Here is an 18,835-nt window from a genome sequence, read left to right as displayed (position 1 = left end):
GGACTTTTCCGTGGGGGTGGTTATGTCTTGGTGGTTAGGCAGTGGTTTTCGCTTGGGTGGCATCGAGCAGCGCGCGGCCGATGAAATCCTGGTCGCCGGTGACTCCCGGCAGGGTGAAGAAGTAACCGCCGCCGGTGGGCTTGAGGTACTCCTCCAGGGGTTCGCCGTTGAGGCGGGTCTGCACCGCGATAAAGCCTTGCTCCAGGTTCGCCTGGTAGCAGATGAACAGCAGGCCCATGTCCAGCTGGCCGTTCTTGTTGACCCCATTGGAGTAGTTGAACGGCCGACGCAGGATCAGGTTCTGCCGAGTCTCAGCAGTACGCGGGTTGGCCAGGCGTATATGCGCGTCTAGCTTGGTCAGCTTGCCGTGTGCGTCCTTGGCGTAGTCGGGCACCTGGGTTTCCTTTTGCCCGTCCATGGGGGCGCCGCTGCTCTTGACCCGGCCGATGATGCTTTCCTGTTCCTGCAGGGGCGTGCGGTCCCAGCGCTCGACGAAGTTGCGGATGATCCGCACCGCCTGGTAGCTGCCATGGGCGGCCCAGGCCGGTTCGTCGCTGCCGGGCTGCACCCAGACGATCTGCCGCATGGCCTGCGGGTCGGTGGAGTCGGGGTTGGCCGAGCCGTCGCGAAAACCCAGGAAGTTGCGCGCGCTCTGCGCCGGCTGGCCGGGCTTGAGCGGGGCCTGGGGCGGTACGCTGCCTTCCTGCTTCCAGCGCACCAGCAGCAGGTCGGGGAGGTTTTTCACGATGTCGCGCAGGGCGTGGATATTGGTGTCGGCGGTGTTGGAGCAGAACTGCAGGCTCAGGTCGCCATGGCAGCAGGCCGGGTCCAGGGCGTCATTGGGAAAGCCCAGCATGCGGATCAGGCGCTTGGGTTTGGCGGCTTCCAGGCCAAAGCGTTCGTCGAACAGCGAGGCCCCCACCGAGACCGTGATGGTCAGGTTGTCCGGGGTTACCACCGGGCCGAGGATGCCCGAATCCAGGGGCGGCAGCTTGGGGTCGACCTGGGCCACCGGGCCACCGCGCATCAGAAAGGCGATGCGCTGGTTCAGGGTGCGAAACAGGCGCTCCAGGTCGTCGCGGTCGCTGGCTAGCACATCGAAGGACACCAGCATGCCCGCGGCCGGGCGCGGGGTGACGATGCCGCTCTGGTGCTGGCCATGGAACTCGTGGTGGTCCTGGGTGCGGTCGCTGCTTGGTGCTTCGGTCACCTGGGCCTGGGCGGCCGCGGCCATTGCCGGGCAGCTCAGGCTGCTGCCGGCCAGGGCCATGCCGGCGGCGCCCATGCCCAGCAATACGCGGCGGCGCTGGGCGGAAAAGGACGGGTTGGACGGATCGGAATCGTTCATTGCAGGCTCGTCTGGTTACAGGCCGGAAAGGCCGAGTGCGGGGTCGATGGCGTCCAGGGCGTCGGCCAGGGCCTTGGCCTGGTCGGCGATGACTTTGCGTTGTGCGGCGCTGACCTGGTCATAGGCGACATAACCGAAGCCATCGCGGCGGTTGTCCAGGGCTGTGCCCAGGGCGCTGGCTGCGCCGTCCACCTGGGCCAGCAAGGGCGCCGCAGACTTGGCCAGTAGAGGGCGCAGCAGGTCGATGACCTTGCGCGTGGCCTCCAGATTGCCGGCAAAACCGTTGAGGTCGCTGTGGCTGTAGCGTTCCTCTTCGCCGCTGCTGGCCCGCAGCTCGGCCAGGCTGCGCATGTTGCGCGCCACCACGGCCACCAGTTGCTCGGGGGGCAGGGTCTGAGCCAGCAGCTGTTCTTTCAGGCGGGTCACATCCTCGGACAGGCGCTGGGCCACCGGGGCCAGGCCGGCCAGGTCGTGCTTCTGGAACAGGCCGTATTCCAGGCGGTGGAAGCCGCTGAAGCCCGGGTCCTGCTCGCGCTGTTCGAAGTAGTCGGCGCGGGCGTTGATCCCGTTGTCCAGTTCGGCCAGGCGCTGGGCCGCCGGGGCCAGGCGCTGGTAGGCGGCGCGGGCCGGCAGGTACAGGGCCTGGGCCTGTTTCAGGTCGCCGGCCTCGATGGCCTGCTGCAAGGCCGCCACGGCCTTGATCAGGGCACTGCCCTGGGTGCTCAGGTAAACCCGGAATTCCGACAGCGGGCCAATAAAGGCCACCAGTGAAGGGCGGGCCTTGGCCTGGGCCTCGGATTCGGCGGTGGGGGTCACGTGCAGCGTGCCGCGGGGGTTGCTCAGCAGCCCGCAGGTGATAGCGTAGTCGCCGGGGGCCAGGTTGGCGTTGATCACCTGACTCAGGCCCGGGGCGATATTTTCCCGTTCCTCGAGCACCAGCACGCCGTCGAGGATTTCCCACTCCACGGCGCGCTCGGAGCGGTTGACGATGCGAAAGCTCGAGCGCCCGGCCGGCACCGTCAGCGCATTGGGCTCACAGTTCTTGGGGTGGATGGTGACGATGATTTCGCCCTGATGGGCCTGGCGCTTGCTGGCGGCCAGTTGCGAGGCGTAGTAGAACAGCCCGCCGGCGGCGATCATCAGGATCACCGAGCCGGCCACCGCCCAGCGCAGTGCGCGGGGCGGGGTAGGGGTCAGGGGAGGGGCTTGCAGGGTCATGGGAAAGCCTTACTGACTGGAAGCGGAAGAGGATGAGGCGGGCGCCTTGGCGGGCGTCGGGCCGGGCAGGAAGAACAGCACCAGGGTCACCGCCAGGTACAGCACATAGGCGCCCAGGGTGCTGATGGTGGGGGCGTCCTGGTAGCCGAACATGCCGGCCAGCACCGAGCCCAGCGGGCTGTCCATGGGCAGGCTGGCGCTGAAATCGAAGAGCACGGTCTGCAGGTGGTTCCAGACCCCGGCCTCATGCAGGGCCTGCACCGAGCTTGCGAGAATGCCGGCGGCCACCACCAGGATGAACAGCCCGGTCCAGCGGAAGAAGGCCCCGAGGTTCAGGCGCATGCTGCCGCTGTAGATCAGGAAACCCACCACTATGGCGCTGATCAGCCCGAGCAGGGCGCCAATCGGCGCACCGGGGCCTTCGCTCTGCTGGAACACCGCCAGCAGGAAAAACACCGTTTCCAGGCCTTCGCGGGCCACGGCGAAGAACACCATGGCGATCAGGGCGATGACTTGGTGCCGAGAGCCGGCCAGGGCGTGGTCCAGGGACACCTGCAGGGAATGCTTGATCGAGCGCGCCACCTTGCGCATCCAGAACACCATGGAACTGAGAATGGCCACGGCCACCAGGCCGACGATGCCTTCGAAGAGTTCCTGCTGCTTCTGCGGGAATTCGGCGCTCATCAACTCCAGCCCGCCACCCACCAGCAGGGCCAGGGCCGCGGCGAGAAACACGCCGATCCAGACCGCCGGCATCCATTGGCCGCGGCCGGTCTGTTTCAGGTAGCTGGCGATGATGCCAACGATAAGCGCGGCTTCAATCCCTTCGCGCAGCATGATCAGAAATGGAACGAGCATTCGGCACCGCGGGGTCAGCAGGGGAGAGAATCAATTTGTAACATAATGATACTCATTGCCAAATGAAGATTATTGACATCTGCTGAACGGAAGCTGAACGAGATTTATTTGCTGACGCGCGCCCTGGGTTAAAGACGAAGCGGCCTGATGCAAGAGGCTGGAATTTCAAGCCGGGTGAACCGCTTTGGCTTAGGCGCCGGCTTGCCGGCGAAAAGGCCCCGGCCTCAGCCGCGGTTCTGTTCAGTCAGGCGCTGTACCGCCAGGCGCCGGTAATGGGAAGGGGTCATGCCCTTGAGTTGCTGGAAGCGCCGGTTGAAGTTGGAAATATTGTTGAAGCCCGACTCGAAGCACACCTCGGTCACCGGTTTGTCGCCGTCGGCCAGCAGCTCGCAGGACTTGCTGATGCGCAAGCGATTGACGAACTCGATGAAACAGCGCCCGGTGGCCTGCTTGAACACTCGGGAGAAGTAGTTGGGCTTCATGCCCAGGTAGTCGGCCACTTCCTCCAGCGGCAGCTCCCGGGCGTAGTGGGCAAAGATGTAGTCCACCGCGCGGTTGGTGCGATCGACGCTGTGCTCATCGGTCATTTGCACCCGGGTGGCGCCGGACAGCAATTGATAGTCGTCACAGGCCGCCAGCAGTTCCATCAGGATCAGGAAGTGGCCGAGGCGGGTGATGCCGCTGGCGTCGGCGATGCGCTGCATCAGCGGCAGGGCCTGGGCGATGGTCTGCGGGCAGCGGAACTCGATGCCGTACTGGGCCCGTTCCAGCAAGGGCGTGAGGTTCTTCAGCTCGGTGAACACCTGGCCGCCCTGTTCGAACAGCTCGTCGGTGAAGTTCACCAGCATGTCGCGCTTGTTCACCACCTCGTCCTCGGCCACCTGGCTGATCCAGTTGTGGGGCAGGTTGGGGCCGGTAAGAAACAGCGTGTGCGGGTGGAAGTTGCCGATGTAGTCGCCAATGAACACCTTGCCGGCGCTGGCGACTATCAGGTGCAGCTCGTACTCCTTGTGGAAGTGCCAGCGCACCAGGGGGCTGGGGAAGCCGTGCTGGCGATAGATGATGGACAGGCCATTGTGGTCGTCCATCAATTCATAGGAAGGGTCGCTGATCTTGCCGGATCGACTCATGGCGCGGGACTGTTCTTGTTGTTGGCCCGGCTGATAATGCCTGCTCAGCGGTTCCCGCAACAAGCACCGCTGGCGCCGCGAACGCCTTGGGTTTACGGGGCCAGGCGGTTCTTCGCTTCGATCCATTGCGCCATGTATTGGGTGCTCTTGTGGTGATGGTGGCGCAGCATGCTGCCGGTGAAATTGTCCCGGCGCAGCTGCTCCAGCTGGCGGCGGCAGTCTTGCAGGCGCTGGATCAGCGCCGGGCCATGCACCTGCTGCCGGTAGCGGGCCTTGAGCAATTGCGCGCCGGCGGCCTGGGCCTGCTGCCACTGCTCCTGGACCTGATACAGGCGCACCGCGGCCGTCGCCAGCTCTGTTGCCGATTCGGCCACCCGCCCCGGCCAGGGCAGGCCGGCCTCGCTCATGGATTCGCTGCCCACCGGGGTGGTGACGCTGGGGGTACCGCAAAGCATGGCGTCCAGCAGCTTGCCCTTGATCCCGGCGCCGAAGCGCAGCGGCGCCAGGCAGATGCGCGCCGCGCTCATCACCTGCAGGGCATCCTCGGCCCAGTTCATGATGTGAAAACCCTGGGCCGGGTTGTGCAGCGCCGCGGCCTTGGGCGGGGTGTAGGCGCCATACAGGTGCAACTGCGCGCCCGGCAGTTGCTGGCGGATCAGCGGCCAGACCTGGCTCTTCATCCACAGCACGGCGTCCCAGTTCGGCGCATGGCGGAAGTTGCCGATGCTGAGAAAGTGCGCGCGCTGCTCGAAGGCCGCAAAGGTCTCGGGCAACTGCTCGAGCATCAGCGGGCACCAGTGCAGCAGCGCCGGCGGCAGGTGGAACTGCTGCACCAGCAACTGGATTTCCACCTCGGAGATCATCAGGCTCAAGTCGCAGCGGTAGATGGCGGCGATCTCGCGCTTGGCCAGGTCGGTCTCGGCCATGTGCTGGAATTCCTCTGCCAGGGCCGGAGCGAACAGCGGGCTGAAGTCGTCTTCGTCACTCGCCTGCTTAAGGTGGGTCTTGAGCCGCTGGTGCCGTGCGTGGCGCAGGCATTGCAGGTCCGAGGTCTCCAGTACCCGCAGGGCATTCGGGCAGTGCTGCTCGACCCGCCAGCCAAATTGCTCCTCGATCATGAACTGGTCGAACAGCACGATGTCCGGCGCCAGCTCGGCGACAAAGCGGTCGAAGCTGCTGTTGTTGAGTTCGATGGGGCATTCGCGGATGCCCAACGCTGCCAGGTCCGCCTTGTGCTCGCCCTCATTGGCCGGGCTGCTGAAGGTCAGCTCCCAGCCCTGTTCGAGAAAGCTCTGGAGGATCTGCATCATGTGCCCGCCGGCGGCGGAAGAGCGGGGTTCGGGCCAGACGTAACCAATGATCAGGACTTTGGTTGCGGCGGTGGGACTCATGAGCGGGCATTCCTGGCGGGCAAGGGCAAAAAAAGGCCGCCATTAAACCACAGCGTGGCTGCCGCCGAGCGCTTCAGCCGAGGATGCTGCGCACCTTGTCGCGCAACTGGTCGATGGAGAACGGCTTGCCGATCACCGCCATGCCGCTGGGCACTTCCATGGCGTCGGCATAGCCGCTGGCGAACAGCACCGGCAATTGCGGGCGGTGCTGGCGGGCGCGTTGAGCCAGCTCCTGGCCATTCATGCCGGGCAGGCCGACATCGGTCATCAACAGGTCGATGGGTTGTTGCCCGTCCTCTAGCAGCTGCAGTGCGGCGTCACTGCCATCGGCCTCCAGGACACAGAATTCCAGCTCCTGGAGCACATCGACAATCAACATACGCACGATGGCATCGTCTTCTACGACTAGGATGGTGGAAGCGCTGGCGGGCATAAGGACACTCTCAAGAAGAAATTCGGCGGGGTGGCGCGACAGGCGGCCTTGTACATCAGTAAGTGCCGACTGCTCACAAGTTCCCGAAGCTGTACAAAAAAATGCAGTTGTACAAGTGCCGGCAAGAATACCCCTATCCATTGTCCCAGGGCAGGGTAAATCGTCCGCAACAGGTTTGTCGGTTATAAAAATATCGCTGTGACAACCGAATGTGGGGCAAACTTCGCCAATTTCACCAACGCTAAGGACCAGCCAATGACCCGTCCCGCCTCGGTTGATGAACAGAGTTTTCGCAAACTGTTGACCCGCAACATCAGCCTGCCCCTGGGCATGGGGGTGCTCAGCGCGGTGTTCTTCGTATCACTGATCACCTATCTGCTGTCGGTGATCCAGTGGGTGCAGCACACCGATCGGGTGATCAACAACTTCAATGAAGCGGCGCGCCTGACCATCGACCTGGAAACCGGCATGCGCGGCTTCCTGATCACCGGCGAAGAGCATTTCCTCGACCCCTATGAAGTGGCCAAGCCGCGCATCCTCAGCGAGCTGGCCAGCCTGCGCGAACTGGCGGTGGACAATCCGCAGCAGGTGGACCGGATCAAGCGCCTGGAAGCCCTGCAAGCGGAGTGGAACAAACATGCCCAGGGCATGATCGAGCTGCGCCGCCAGGGCGGCGACTACCGCGCTGCAGTGCAGGCCGGCCGTGGCAAGCGCCTGACCGACGAGATCCGCAAGGAATACGGCGACGCGGTGGAGATGGAGCAGCAACTGCGGGTGGAGCGCAACTCCAATGTCAGCCGCACCACCATCTATAGCGTGGCCCTCTACCTGCTGTTCGTGGTGGCCGTCAGCGGCCTGCTGGCCTACGTCGGCCGCCGTGACCTGCTGTCGCTGTCGCGCAGCTACAAGGACAACCTCGAGGCCCAGGCCCAGAGCGCCCGGCGCCTGGAACGCCAGGCCTGGCTGCGCAGTGGCCAGACCGAGCTGGCCGAGCAGATGCTCGGCCAACTGAGCCTGAACCTTTTGGGGCGCAATATCCTGCAGTTCTGTTCTCAATACCTGGGTACGCCGGTGGCGGCGCTGTACGTGCGTGAAGAGCACGGCGGCCTGCGGCGCGTGGCTGCCTATGGCTTCTCCCGCGAGCAGGAGCAGCAGGAACAGTCGCTGTACAGCGATGAAGGCCTGGTGGGCCAGGCCGCGCAACAGAAGCGCCTGATTCGCCTCGACGATGTGCCAGTGGACTATTTCAAGGTCAGCTCTGGCCTGGGGGAGGGCGCGCCGCGCAGTGTGCTGGTGGTGCCGACCCGCGACGATGATCGGATCAACGGGGTGATCGAACTGGGTTTCCTGCGGGCCCTGGACGAGCGCGATGTCGAGTTCCTGGAACTGATTGCCGGCAATATCGGCACCTCCATCGAGGCCGCGCGTTATCGCCAGCGCTTGCAGGAAGTGCTGGCCGAGACCCAGCAGCTCAACGAAGAGCTGCAAGTGCAGCAGGAAGAGCTGAAGACCGCCAACGAGGAACTGGAGGAGCAATCGCGGATTCTCAAGGAGTCCCAGGCGCACCTGGAAACCCAGCAAGTGGAGCTGGAGCAGACCAACGAGCAGTTGGCCGAGCAGGCCCAGGTGCTGGCCGAGCAGCGCGACGCCATGGACCGCAAGAACAATCAGCTCAACGACGCCCAGGTCGAGCTGGAACAGCGTGCCGACGAGTTGCAGCGCTCCAGCCGCTACAAATCCGAATTCCTCGCCAACATGTCCCACGAGCTGCGCACGCCGCTCAACAGCTCGCTGATCCTGGCCAAGCTGCTGGCGGAAAACGCCGAGGAAAACCTCACCGAGGAACAGGTCAAGTTCGCCGAATCGATCTACTCCGCCGGCAATGACCTGCTGAACCTGATCAACGACATCCTGGACATTTCCAAGGTCGAGGCGGGCAAGCTTGAAGTGCGCCCGGAAAATGCCAGCGTGCCGCGCCTGGTGGAGGGCCTGAGCAGCCTGTTCGAGCCGCTGACCGCGGACAAGGGCCTGGACTTCAAGGTGGAGCTGCAACCCGGCGTGCCGCAGAGCCTGTTCACCGACCGCCAGCGGGTCGAGCAGATTCTCAAGAACCTGCTGTCCAACGCGATCAAGTTCACCGAACGCGGCCAGGTCGGCCTGAGCGTCTCGGCCCAGGCCGGGGCGGGCATCGCCTTCGCCGTGCAGGATTCGGGCATCGGGATTGCCGCCGACCAGCATGAAAGCATCTTCGAAGCCTTCCGCCAGGCCGACGGCACCACCAACCGGCGCTATGGCGGAACCGGCCTGGGGCTGTCGATTTCCCGTGACCTGGCCACCCTGATGGGCGGCTCCATCAGCGTGGCCAGTGAGCCGGGGCGCGGCAGTGTGTTCACCCTGGTGCTGCCCGAGCACTACAGCGAAGGCGCGCTGCCGCTGCAGGCGCCGGTGCCGCCAGTGCCGATTGCCAGGTTGCCGCAGCCCAGCGCGCCGCAGCCACTGGCCGAGGTGCCGAAGGCGCCGCCAACGCCGAGTTTTGCCGATGACCGCGACAAGGCCCCGTTCAGCGGGCGCTGCATCCTGGTGGTGGAAGACGAGGTGAACTTCGCCCGCATCCTCTACGACCTGGCCCACGAGCTGGGTTATCAGTGCCTGGTGGCCCATGGCGCCGACGAGGGCTACAAGCTGGCCACCCAGTTCATCCCGGATGCCATCCTGCTGGACATGCGCCTGCCCGACCATTCCGGCCTGACCGTGCTGCAGCAGCTCAAGGAGCATGCCCAGACCCGGCACATACCGGTGCACGTGATCTCGGTCGAGGACCGGGTGGAAGCGGCCATGCACATGGGCGCCGTGGGCTATGCGGTTAAGCCCACCAGCCGCGAGGAACTCAAGGAAGTGTTCGCCCGACTCGAAGCCAAGCTGACGCAGAAGGTCAAGCGCGTGCTGCTGGTGGAGGACGACGACCTGCAGCGCGACAGCATCGCCCGGCTGATCGGCGACGACGATATCGAGATCACTGCCGTGGGCCTGGCCCAGGATGCCCTGGAACTGCTGCGCAACAATGTCTACGACTGCATGATCATCGACCTCAAGCTGCCGGACATGCTCGGCAACGACCTGCTCAAGCGCATGTCCAGCGAAGACATCTGCTCCTTTCCGCCAGTGATCGTCTACACCGGGCGCAACCTGACCCGGGACGAAGAGGCCGAGCTGCGCAAGTATTCACGCTCGATCATCATCAAGGGCGCGCGCTCGCCGGAGCGCCTGCTGGATGAAGTGACGCTGTTTCTGCACAAAGTCGAATCCCAGTTGTCCCATGAACGGCAGAAGATGCTCAAGACCGCCCGCAGCCGCGACAAGGTGTTCGAGGGGCGCAAGATCCTCCTGGTGGACGACGACGTGCGCAATATCTTCGCCCTGACCAGCGCCCTGGAACACAAGGGCGCGGTGGTGGTGATCGGCCGTAACGGCCTGGAGGCGATTGCCAAGCTCAACGAAGTGGAGGATATCGACCTGGTGCTGATGGACGTGATGATGCCCGAGATGGACGGTTTCGAAGCCACGGTGCAGATCCGCAAGGACCCGCGCTGGCGCAAGCTGCCGATCATCGCGGTCACCGCCAAGGCCATGAAGGACGATCAGGAGCGCTGCCTGCAAGCCGGCTCCAACGATTACCTGGCCAAGCCCATCGATCTCGACCGGCTGTTTTCCCTTATCCGTGTCTGGCTACCCAAGATGGAAAGAATTTAGTGGAGCGAAATACCGAGATCGAACTGCGTTTGCTGATCGAAGCGATCTATCTGAAATACAGCTATGACTTTCGCGACTACTCCGGCGCTTCGATCAAGCGCCGGGTCAGCCATGCCTTGCGCCAGTTCGAATGCAAGACCATTTCCGCGCTGCAGGAACGGGTGCTGCACGACCCCGCCGCCTTTATGCAGTTGCTGCAATTCCTGACCATTCCGGTGAGCGAGATGTTTCGCGACCCTTCGCACTTCCTGGCGATCCGCCAGGAGGTGGTGCCGCTGCTCAAGACCTATCCGTCGATCAAAATCTGGATCGCCGGCTGCAGCACTGGCGAGGAGGTGTATTCCATGGCCATCCTGCTGCGCGAGGAAGGGCTGCTGGAACGCACCATCATCTATGCCACCGACATCAACCCCAGCTCCCTGGAAAAGGCCAAGCAGGGCATCTTCTCCCTGGAGAACGTGCGCGCCTACACCCACAACTACCAGCAGGCCGGTGGCCAGCGCTCGTTCGCCGACTACTACACCGCGGCCTACGACTACGCGATCTTCGACAAGAGCCTGCGGGAGAACGTGACCTTCGCCGACCACAGCCTGGCGACCGATAGCGTATTCTCTGAAACTCAGTTGATTTCCTGTCGTAACGTATTGATTTACTTCAATAAAAAATTGCAGGATCGAGCCTTTGGGCTGTTCCATGAGTCGCTCTGCCACCGCGGTTTCCTGGTGCTGGGCAGCAAGGAAACCCTGGAGTTCTCCAGCTACGGCAAGCACTTCGAGCCACTGGTCAAACAAGAACGGATCTACCGCAAGACATGAGCCAGGAAATAGCCGGCCAGCACCCCTGGCCGCGGATCGAGGCGATAGTGATCGGGGCCTCCGCCGGTGGCGTGGAGGCGCTGTTGAACCTGTTCAGCGAGCTGCGCCGGGATTTTCGCCTGCCGCTGATCGTGGTGCTGCACATGCCCGACGAGCGCCGCAGCCAGTTGGCCGAGGTGTTCGCCCGGCGCCTGGCGCTGCGGGTCAAGGAGGCCGACGACAAGGAATTGATCGTCCCCGGCACGCTGTACTTCGCCGCCCCCGGCTATCACCTGTCGGTGGAAAAAGACCGCAGCCTGTCCCTGAGCCAGGAAGAGCGCTTGCATCATTCCCGTCCGGCCATCGACTTTCTGTTCGAGTCGGCCGCCGATGCCTATGGCGAACACCTGGCCGCGGTGCTGCTGACCGGGGCCAACCAGGACGGCGCCCGGGGCCTGGCCGAGGTCAAGCGCCAGGGCGGGCTGACCATAGTCCAGGACCCGCGCGACGCCCAGGTGGCGATCATGCCCGAGGCGGCGCTGGCCTTGCAGCAACCGGATTACATCCTTCCCTTGCGCGGCATCAGCCGTCTGCTTGCCGAGCTGGAACCCACCCCATGCTGAGACATATTCAAGCCAAGCTGCTGATCGTCGACGATCTGCCGGAGAACCTGCTGGCCCTGGCCGCGCTGATCAAGCGCCCGGACCTGCTGGTGTACCAGGCGCTGTCGGCCGACCAGGCCCTGTCGCTGTTGCTGCAGCACGAGTTCGCCATGGCCATCCTCGATGTGCAGATGCCGGGCATGAACGGTTTCGAGCTGGCGGAGCTGATGCGCGGCACGGAAAAGACCAAGAACATCCCCATCGTCTTTGTCAGCGCCGCCGGGCGTGAGCGCAACTACGCCTTCAAGGGCTACGAGAGCGGCGCGGTGGATTTCCTGCACAAGCCCCTGGACACCCACGCGGTGAAGAGCAAGGTCAATGTGTTCGTCGACCTGTATCGCCAGAGCAAGGCCATGAAGCAGCAGGTCGAAGCCCTGGAGCAGAGCCGGCGCGAGCAGGAAGCGCTGCTCGAGCAATTGCAGCTGGCGCAGAGCGAGTTGCAGCAGGCGGTGCGCATGCGTGACGACTTCATGTCGATCGTCGCCCACGAAGTGCGCACCCCGCTCAATGGCCTGATCCTCGAGACTCAACTGCGCAAGCTGCACCTGGCGCGGGACAACGCCGCGGCCTTCAGCCTGGACAAGATGCACGCCATGGTCGATCGCGACGAACGCCAGATCAACAGCCTGATCCGCCTGATCGAGGACATGCTGGACATCTCGCGGATTCGCACCGGCAAGCTGTCGATTCGCCCATCACGCTTCGACCTGGTGCAGTTGGTGCGGGGCCTGGTGGAGAACTTCGCGCCCCAGGTACAGGCCGCGCAGTCCTCGCTGACATTGCAGGCCGAGCAGCCGCTGGAGGGCTACTGGGATGAATTCCGCATCGAGCAGGTGGTCTCCAATCTATTGACCAACGCCCTGCGTTACGGCGCCAAGAGCCCGATCGAAGTGCGGGTGCTGGCGCAGGATGGCCAGGCCCGGGTCGAGGTGCGCGATCACGGAATCGGCATCAGCGAAGACAACCAGCAGCGGATTTTCCAGCAGTTCGAGCGGGTCAGCGCCAACCATGCGGTGGCAGGCCTGGGCCTGGGGCTGTTTATTTCCGAGCAGATCGTCAGCGCCCACGGCGGCTCGATCGAGGTCGAAAGCCGCCTCGGCGAAGGCGCGCTGTTTCGCGTATGCCTGCCCCTGGACCCGGCCGCCGCGCCGCGAAATGAGTAAAAGCGTCATGTACACGCAACCTCTGCGTGACCCAATGGTCGTAGAGTGGCTGTCGAGCCCAGCGTTCGTCGTCCAGGCTCCACAGCCCCACGCAGCAATTGACCGAGCAAAGGTTTTCCATGAGTGAAGATGCACAAGACGTGGTACTGATCGTCGAAGATGAACCGGTGATCCTGATGCTGTTGGCCGACTACCTGTCGGGCCTGGGCTACCGGGTGTTGCAGGCCGAGAATGGCGAGCAAGCCTTCGAGATCCTCGCCAGCAAGCCGCACCTGGACCTGATGGTCACCGACTACCGGCTGCCGGGCGGTATCACCGGGGTGATGATTGCCGAGCCGGCGGTGAAACTGCGCCCGGACCTCAAGGTGATTTTCATCAGCGGCTACCCCAACGAGATCCTCGAATGCGGCAGCCCCATCACCCGCAAGGCGCCGATCCTGGCCAAGCCCTTCGACCTCGACAGCCTGCATCAACAGATCCAGCAACTGCTGGCCTGAGCCACCCCTCAGTCGCCAATCATCTCTTGCACCTTGGCGGTGAGCAGGTCGAAGGTGAACGGTTTGGTGATCAGTTGCATGCCCGGCTCGAGAAAGCCGCCCCGGGCGGCTGCATGCTCGGCGTAGCCGGTGATGAACAGGACTTTCAGCCCCGGGCGGATCTGCCGGCCGATCTCCGCCAATTGCCGGCCGTTCATGCCCGGCAGGCCGACATCGCTGATCAGCAAGTCAATCCGCTGCCCTGAATCGAGAAGCGGCATGGCGCTGCGAGCGTCGGTGGCCTCCAGAAAGCTGTAGCCGAGCTCCTCGAGGACCGCGCCGACCAGCACCCGCACCGCCGGATCATCCTCGACGATCAATACCGTTTCGCCCTTTTTCGCGCTGGCCGAGCGCTGCTCCAGAGGCGGCGCGTCCGGCACCAGGTCGCCACGAAAACGCGGCAGGTAGAGGCTGGCTTCGGTGCCCCGGCCCGGGCTGCTGTTGAGGGTCACATGGCCCCGTGATTGCTTGCTGAAGCCATAGATCATCGACAGGCCGAGGCCCGTGCCTTGGCCGATGGGTTTGGTGGTGAAGAAGGGGTCGAACACCCGGTGGATGATGGCCTCGGACATGCCGCAGCCGTTGTCGCTGACCCGCAGCACCACGTAGTCACCGGGTTCGAGGTTGTCATGGGCGGCGCAGAAGTCCCGGTCCAGTGGCTGGTTGAGCGTCTCCACCAGCAACCGGCCGCCATTGGGCATGGCATCGCGGGCATTCAACACCAGGTTGAGCAGGGCGCTTTCCAGTTGGTTGGGGTCGGCTTCTGCCACCCACAGCTTCTGGCTCAGGCGCATCTGCAACTGGATGCTCTCGCTGAGGCTGCGTTGCAGCAGCTCGCCCATGGCGCTCACCAGGTCATTCATGCGCACCGGCTTGGGGTCCAGCGACTGGCGCCGAGAGAAGGCCAGTAGGCGGTGGGTCAGGCCGGCGGCGCGGTTGGCCGACGTCACCCCGAGGTCGATCAAGCTGTCCAGGTCTTCGGTGCGCCCCCGGGCCACGCGCCGCCGCAGCAACTCCAGGCTACCGATAATGCCGGTGAGCATATTGTTGAAGTCATGGGCGATGCCGCCGGTGAGCTGGCCCACGGCTTCCATCTTCTGCGATTGGCGCAGGGCTTCTTCGTTATGCCGCAATTGCGCGGTGCGTTCCTCCACCTGCTGCTCGAGGGTCTCCAGCGTGCGTTGCAGGCGCAGCTCGCTCTGGCTCAGGTCGATCAGGCGGTCCCGGGCTTCGTACTGTCGGCGCCGGCCGCGCAGGGCGGTGCTGACCAGGCTGATCAGGGTGGTGGGGTGAAACGGCCGCTCCAGAAAACTCACATTGCCCAGGGGGGTGCTCAGTCGAGCGCTTGGGTGGGGCTGTTTGGCGCCATGCAGGGTGAGCAGGATGATCGGCAGATCGGACCAGGCCGGTTGCCGCTCCAGATGGCGCAGCAGGGGTTCCGGGTCGATGCCGTGCAGGGCTTCGACCGCAATGATCAGCAGCCCGGCGCCCTGTTCCAGGGTCTCGCAGAGCGCCGCCAGATGGGGGCTGACCTGGCTGTTGAAACCGGCTTCTTCGAGCATCCGGGTGGCCAGTTGGCTGTCGCGTCCATGGGGCGCCAGTACCAGCGCCCGTTCGGAAAACTCCGTGGTGGGGGTCATGGGCCCTCGTCCAGGAGCAGCGGCTTGCTTTCGCCAAGGTAGTTGGGCACGCCGCGCAGCACGCCCTGAAAGGCTTCCAGGGGTTCGCCGATGGTCAGGCCGCGGGCGCTGATGCGGTATTCGCGGATCGTCGACTCGTGGCTGCCGGTGCGTTTCTTGATGACCGAGATGGCCCGGCGCACCTTGCCCAGGGCTTCGAAATAGCGCAGCAGGATCACCGTGTCGGCCAGGTAGGTGATGTCCACGGGAGCCTGCATGTCGCCCACCAGGCCGTGCTGGGCCACGGTCATGAAGGTCGCCGCGCCCTGGCGGTTGAGGTACAGCAGCAGCTCGTGCATGTGCAGCACCAGGGCGTTCTCCTCGGGCATGGCGGCCTGGTAGCCATTGATGCTGTCGATCACCACCGTCTTGATCTGTGCCTGATCGACACAACGACGCACGCGATGGGACAGCTCGCCCGGTGACAGTTCGGCGGCGTCCACCTGTTCGATTACCAGGTTGCCGCTGGCCTGCAAGGCTGCAAGGTCAATGCCCATGGCCAGCATGCGCTGGAACAGCAGCCCCAGTTCTTCGTCGAAGATGAACAGCGCGGCCTTTTCGCCCCGGGCCACGGCGGCGGCGGCGAACAGCAGGGCGATCAGCGATTTGCCGGTGCCGGCAGGGCCCAGGATCAGGGTGCTGGAGCCACTGGCGATGCCGCCGCCGAGCAAGGCGTCCATTTCACGGATGCCGCTGGTCAGGGTCTGGCGCTCGTGGCGATGGCGGTGCTCGGCCGCCACCAGGCGCGGGAATACCTGCACGCCGTCGCCCATGATGCTGAAGTCGTGGAAGCCGCCGCGGTATTTCTGGCCGCGGTACTTGACCACCCGGATGCGCCGGCGTTCGGCGCCGTAGTTGGGGGTCAACGCCTCCAGGCGCACCACCCCGTGAGCCACGCTGTGCACGGTCTTGTCCAGGGCCTCGGTGGTCAGGTCGTCGAGCAGCAGCACGGTGGCGGCATAGCGCACGAAGTAGTGCTTGATCGCCAGGATCTGCCGCCGGTAGCGCAGCGAACTCTGGGCCAGCAGGCGGATTTCCGAGAGGCTGTCGAGCACCACCCGGGTCGGTTTGAGCTGCTCCACCACGTTGAAGATCTGCCGCGTGGCCTCGCCCAGTTCCAGGTCCGAGGAATACAGCAGGCTTTGCTGGTGTTCTTCATTGAGCAGGCTTTCCGGAGGCGTCAGCTCGAAGACCTGGATGCTGTCGTCGAGCTCCCAACCGTGGGAGCGGGCACCCTGGCGCAGCTCATGCTCGGTTTCCGAGAGGGTGATATACAGCCCGCGTTCGCCGGCCATGGCGCCGGCGCGGAGAAAGTGCAGGGCCACGGTGGTTTTGCCGGTGCCGGGTTCGCCCTCCAGCAGGAATACGTGGTTGCGTGACAGCCCGCCGCCAAGAATGTCGTCCAGCCCGTCAACGCCGGTTTCGGCCTTTTCGCTGAGCAACGCAGTTGAGTTCGACAATTATTGCCCTCGCACAATGGGTCCAAGTGATTAGCGATGGCGCCAAGCGCCTGGTTATCGCCGATAAGTCACTTGACCGCTGCTGGCGGCGGCGGTTCAACCTTTTGTCATGGGCGCGCGAGGGCTGGGGGGCTCACAGGCCCTGTTGCAGGGCCGGGTCGTCGGGGTTCTGCTGTTCCAGCTGGGCCAGCAGTACCTGGACGTTCTGCAACTGGCCGCTTTCTTTCCAGTAGCCGATCAGCAACACCCGGGCCTTGCGGTTGTAGGGCTGGCGCTGGACGATTTCCTCCAACTGCTTCTGCGCGGCTGCCAGCTCCTGCTGGCTGTGCAGGGTGGTGGCCAGATCGTAGCGATAGGCGGCGTTATTGGGCTCCAGTTCCACCGCCCGGGACAGGCCCAGCAAGGCGAATTCACCCTGGTCGTGGTGCAGCAGCCAGAGCCCCAGGGCGTGTTGCAGGTAGGCCGAATCCTGTTGCGCCTGCAGTTGCTTGGCCAGCAGTTGACGCGCGGCTTCGCTCTGGCCTTGCTTGTCCAGCACCTCGATCTGCAGCACCACCGCCTGCAGATTGTCGGGGGCCAGGCGCAGCGCCTGTTCCAGGGTCTGCTGGGCCTTCACCAGGTCGGCGTTGTGCAGGTACAGGCGCGCCAGCTGGTACTGCGCTTCGACATTGTCGCCGCGGGTCTTGAGCACCTGGGTGTATTCATCGATCACCTGCTGCAAAGGCCCGAAGTACAGCCCCTGATCGTCCGGCGACAGGCCCAGCAGGGCATCCACCGCGGCAAAGCGCACGCTTTGCTCGGGGTCCTCGAGCAGGGGGCCCAGCAACAGGCTGCGCTGGCCGCTGGGCACCAGGCCGAGCACGGTCTTGATCGCCGCCTTGCGCACCTCGGCGGCCGGGTGGTGCAGGTCGGCGTCCGCCAGTTTCAGGGCCTGGGGGCTGGGGTAGTTGGGCAGTACCGCCAGCAGCTTGATGCGCTGCTGCTCGTCCAGATCGGGCCGGGCCAGTTGTTGGTAGAGCACCCGGGCGGCGCCCGGCTGGCCATTGCGGGCTTTCTCCAGGGCCTGGGTGTAACCGTGGCGGATGGCCTCGGGCACCACCGGCGGCGAGCTGCGCAGAAAACTCCAGGCCAGGGCCAGGAGAATGACGGTGAGCAGGCTGATCAGCAGGTAGCGACGGGGCTGGGTCATGCAGGAATCCGCAAACGGGCGACTTTTCGAAGGCGCAAGCTTCGGTCAGGAACCGGCCTGAGTCAAACCCGGGATCAGCTCAGCACGTATTCCTGCGGCTGCAGGGGCGGCGGCAGCGGCCGATGCCCCAGGGCCGCCAGCACTTCCCGTTCCAGCCCACGTAATAGAGCGCTGCACGGCAGGTCGTTGTCGTCGTAGCCGAAGGGGTCTTCGAGGTCGTCGCCAATCTCGTCGAGGCCGAGAAAGGTGTAGCTGACGATGGCGGTGAAAATCGGTGTCAGCCAGCCCAGGGGCTCGGCCATGGCGAACGGCAGAAGGATGCAGAACAAGTAGATGGTGCGGTGCAGCAGCAAGGTGTAGGGGAAGGGCAGCGGGGTGTTCTGGATACGTTCGCAGGCGGCCTGCACCAGGCTCAGGCTCACCAGCCGGGTTTCCAGCTGGGTGTAGCGCCATTCGCTGATCAGCCCCTGCTGGGCCCACTGCGAACAGCGCTGGCCAATGCGTTGCAGTTGGGCGTCGGTGAGGTTCGGGTGCTGCGGGTCGAGGGGCGCCTGGGCCCAGGGGTGCAGGGCGGCGGCTTCGTCTTCCTGGCGCAGGCGGGCGATCAGGCTGTGGGCGAAGCCGCACAGGTCACGCAGCATCCCCTCGCGCTCAGGGTGGCCGTCGATCACCAGGCTTTCGCGGATCAGCGAGCGCACTTCGATGATCAACTGCCCCAGCTGCTTGCGGCCCTCCCACCAGCGGTCGTAGCAGGCGTTGTTGCGAAAGCTCATGAAGATCGACAGCGACAGCCCCAGCAGGGTGAAGGGCGTGGCATTGACCTTGGAGAAGAAGCTGGGCTGCAGGGTTTCCACCAGCACTATGACCGAGGCCAGCAGGGTGATCAGGGCGCAGCGCAAGGCAATGCGCTTAGCGATCGAGCCCTTGAGGGCGAACAGGATGCTGATCAGGTTGGGCTTGGGGCGGACGATCATGGGGCGAAGGCCAGGGCGATTACGCGGCGAGTGAAGATTAGGAGCGCGCTGGCGGGCTGTCCAATCGCTATGGCCGACTGCATGATCGATGGGCTCTATCGCCGGCCGTGAGCCGTGTAGCGTTGTTGAGGACGCCTTCGCTTTCGTAGGAGCCGGCTTGCCGGCGAAGAGGCCCGGAAGGAAGACAAAAAAAGCCCCGCGACCGAATGATCCACGGGGCAAAAAATTGGTTGGTTGCGGCCAACCAAAG

15 protein-coding genes are annotated in these 18,835 nt (G+C 64.4%); 5 read left to right on the top strand and 10 right to left on the bottom strand.

What is annotated here, in order from left to right; all coding sequences use genetic code 11:
• Positions 1 to 34: 34 nt before the first annotated feature.
• From efeB to J4P02_RS02375, 6 genes are all read right to left on the bottom strand, one after another.
• Positions 35 to 1,348 (bottom strand): iron uptake transporter deferrochelatase/peroxidase subunit, encoded by a 1,314-nt coding sequence (efeB, locus tag J4P02_RS02400; protein WP_426187397.1) that lies wholly within the window; start codon positions 1,346 to 1,348, stop codon positions 35 to 37.
• A gap of 15 nt (positions 1,349 to 1,363) precedes the next feature.
• Positions 1,364 to 2,566 carry an iron uptake system protein EfeO gene (gene efeO, locus J4P02_RS02395; protein ID WP_426187395.1) on the bottom strand — a complete coding sequence of 401 codons (1,203 nt, stop codon included), beginning with the start codon at positions 2,564 to 2,566 and terminating at the stop codon, positions 1,364 to 1,366.
• Between the two features lie 9 nt (positions 2,567 to 2,575).
• Positions 2,576 to 3,424: an iron uptake transporter permease EfeU gene (gene efeU, locus J4P02_RS02390; RefSeq protein WP_426187393.1), complete on the bottom strand. Its 849-nt coding sequence runs from the start codon at positions 3,422 to 3,424 to the stop codon at positions 2,576 to 2,578.
• 224 nt (positions 3,425 to 3,648) lie between these two features.
• A complete protein-coding gene (locus J4P02_RS02385; protein WP_426187391.1) occupies positions 3,649 to 4,554 on the bottom strand; it encodes an AraC family transcriptional regulator in 906 nt (301 codons plus the stop codon).
• Between the two features lie 92 nt (positions 4,555 to 4,646).
• A complete protein-coding gene (locus J4P02_RS02380) occupies positions 4,647 to 5,945 on the bottom strand; it encodes a glycosyltransferase (protein ID WP_426187389.1) in 1,299 nt (432 codons plus the stop codon).
• A gap of 73 nt (positions 5,946 to 6,018) precedes the next feature.
• Positions 6,019 to 6,378, bottom strand: coding sequence for a response regulator (locus J4P02_RS02375; RefSeq protein WP_426187387.1), 360 nt, complete (start codon positions 6,376 to 6,378; stop codon positions 6,019 to 6,021).
• Between the two features lie 255 nt (positions 6,379 to 6,633).
• Here J4P02_RS02375 and J4P02_RS02370 point away from each other — a divergent pair, with 255 nt between their 5' ends.
• The 5 genes from J4P02_RS02370 (at position 6,634) to J4P02_RS02350 (ending at position 13,244) form a co-directional block, all read left to right on the top strand.
• Positions 6,634 to 10,128: a response regulator gene (locus J4P02_RS02370; RefSeq protein ID WP_426187385.1), complete on the top strand. Its 3,495-nt coding sequence runs from the start codon at positions 6,634 to 6,636 to the stop codon at positions 10,126 to 10,128.
• On the top strand, positions 10,128 to 10,943 hold the full coding sequence (locus tag J4P02_RS02365; protein ID WP_426187383.1) for a CheR family methyltransferase: 816 nt from the start codon (positions 10,128 to 10,130) through the stop codon (positions 10,941 to 10,943). The genes J4P02_RS02370 and J4P02_RS02365 overlap by 1 nt, the downstream gene beginning before the upstream one ends.
• Entirely contained in the window at positions 10,940 to 11,545 is a 606-nt protein-coding gene (locus J4P02_RS02360; protein ID WP_426187381.1) for a chemotaxis protein CheB, read from the top strand. Before J4P02_RS02365 ends, J4P02_RS02360 begins: the two co-directional genes overlap by 4 nt.
• Positions 11,539 to 12,747, top strand: a complete 1,209-nt coding sequence (locus J4P02_RS02355) for a hybrid sensor histidine kinase/response regulator (protein ID WP_426187379.1) — start codon at positions 11,539 to 11,541, stop codon at positions 12,745 to 12,747. The genes J4P02_RS02360 and J4P02_RS02355 overlap by 7 nt, the downstream gene beginning before the upstream one ends.
• 119 nt (positions 12,748 to 12,866) lie before the next feature.
• On the top strand, positions 12,867 to 13,244 hold the full coding sequence (locus J4P02_RS02350) for a response regulator (RefSeq protein ID WP_426187377.1): 378 nt from the start codon (positions 12,867 to 12,869) through the stop codon (positions 13,242 to 13,244).
• 8 nt (positions 13,245 to 13,252) lie between these two features.
• On the opposite strand, the gene J4P02_RS02345 is transcribed toward J4P02_RS02350, so the two are convergent.
• From J4P02_RS02345 to J4P02_RS02330, 4 genes are all read right to left on the bottom strand, one after another.
• A complete protein-coding gene (locus J4P02_RS02345) occupies positions 13,253 to 14,923 on the bottom strand; it encodes a response regulator (protein ID WP_426187375.1) in 1,671 nt (556 codons plus the stop codon).
• Complete coding sequence (locus J4P02_RS02340) at positions 14,920 to 16,422, bottom strand: ATPase domain-containing protein (RefSeq protein ID WP_426187373.1); 1,503 nt, start codon at positions 16,420 to 16,422, stop codon at positions 14,920 to 14,922. Before J4P02_RS02340 ends, J4P02_RS02345 begins: the two co-directional genes overlap by 4 nt.
• A gap of 133 nt (positions 16,423 to 16,555) precedes the next feature.
• A complete protein-coding gene (locus J4P02_RS02335; RefSeq protein ID WP_426187371.1) occupies positions 16,556 to 17,611 on the bottom strand; it encodes a tetratricopeptide repeat protein in 1,056 nt (351 codons plus the stop codon).
• A 74-nt stretch (positions 17,612 to 17,685) separates the two neighbouring features.
• The gene (locus J4P02_RS02330; protein WP_426187369.1) at positions 17,686 to 18,585 is read right to left on the bottom strand and encodes a bestrophin family protein; all 900 of its coding nucleotides are present in this window, start codon (positions 18,583 to 18,585) and stop codon (positions 17,686 to 17,688) included.
• Positions 18,586 to 18,835: the final 250 nt, after the last annotated feature.

The sequence above is a fragment of the Pseudomonas sp. NFXW11 genome (genome assembly GCF_049887815.1).
Taxonomy (GTDB): Bacteria; Pseudomonadota; Gammaproteobacteria; order Pseudomonadales; family Pseudomonadaceae; genus Aquipseudomonas.
This window is presented reverse-complemented; position numbering and strand designations above follow the sequence as displayed.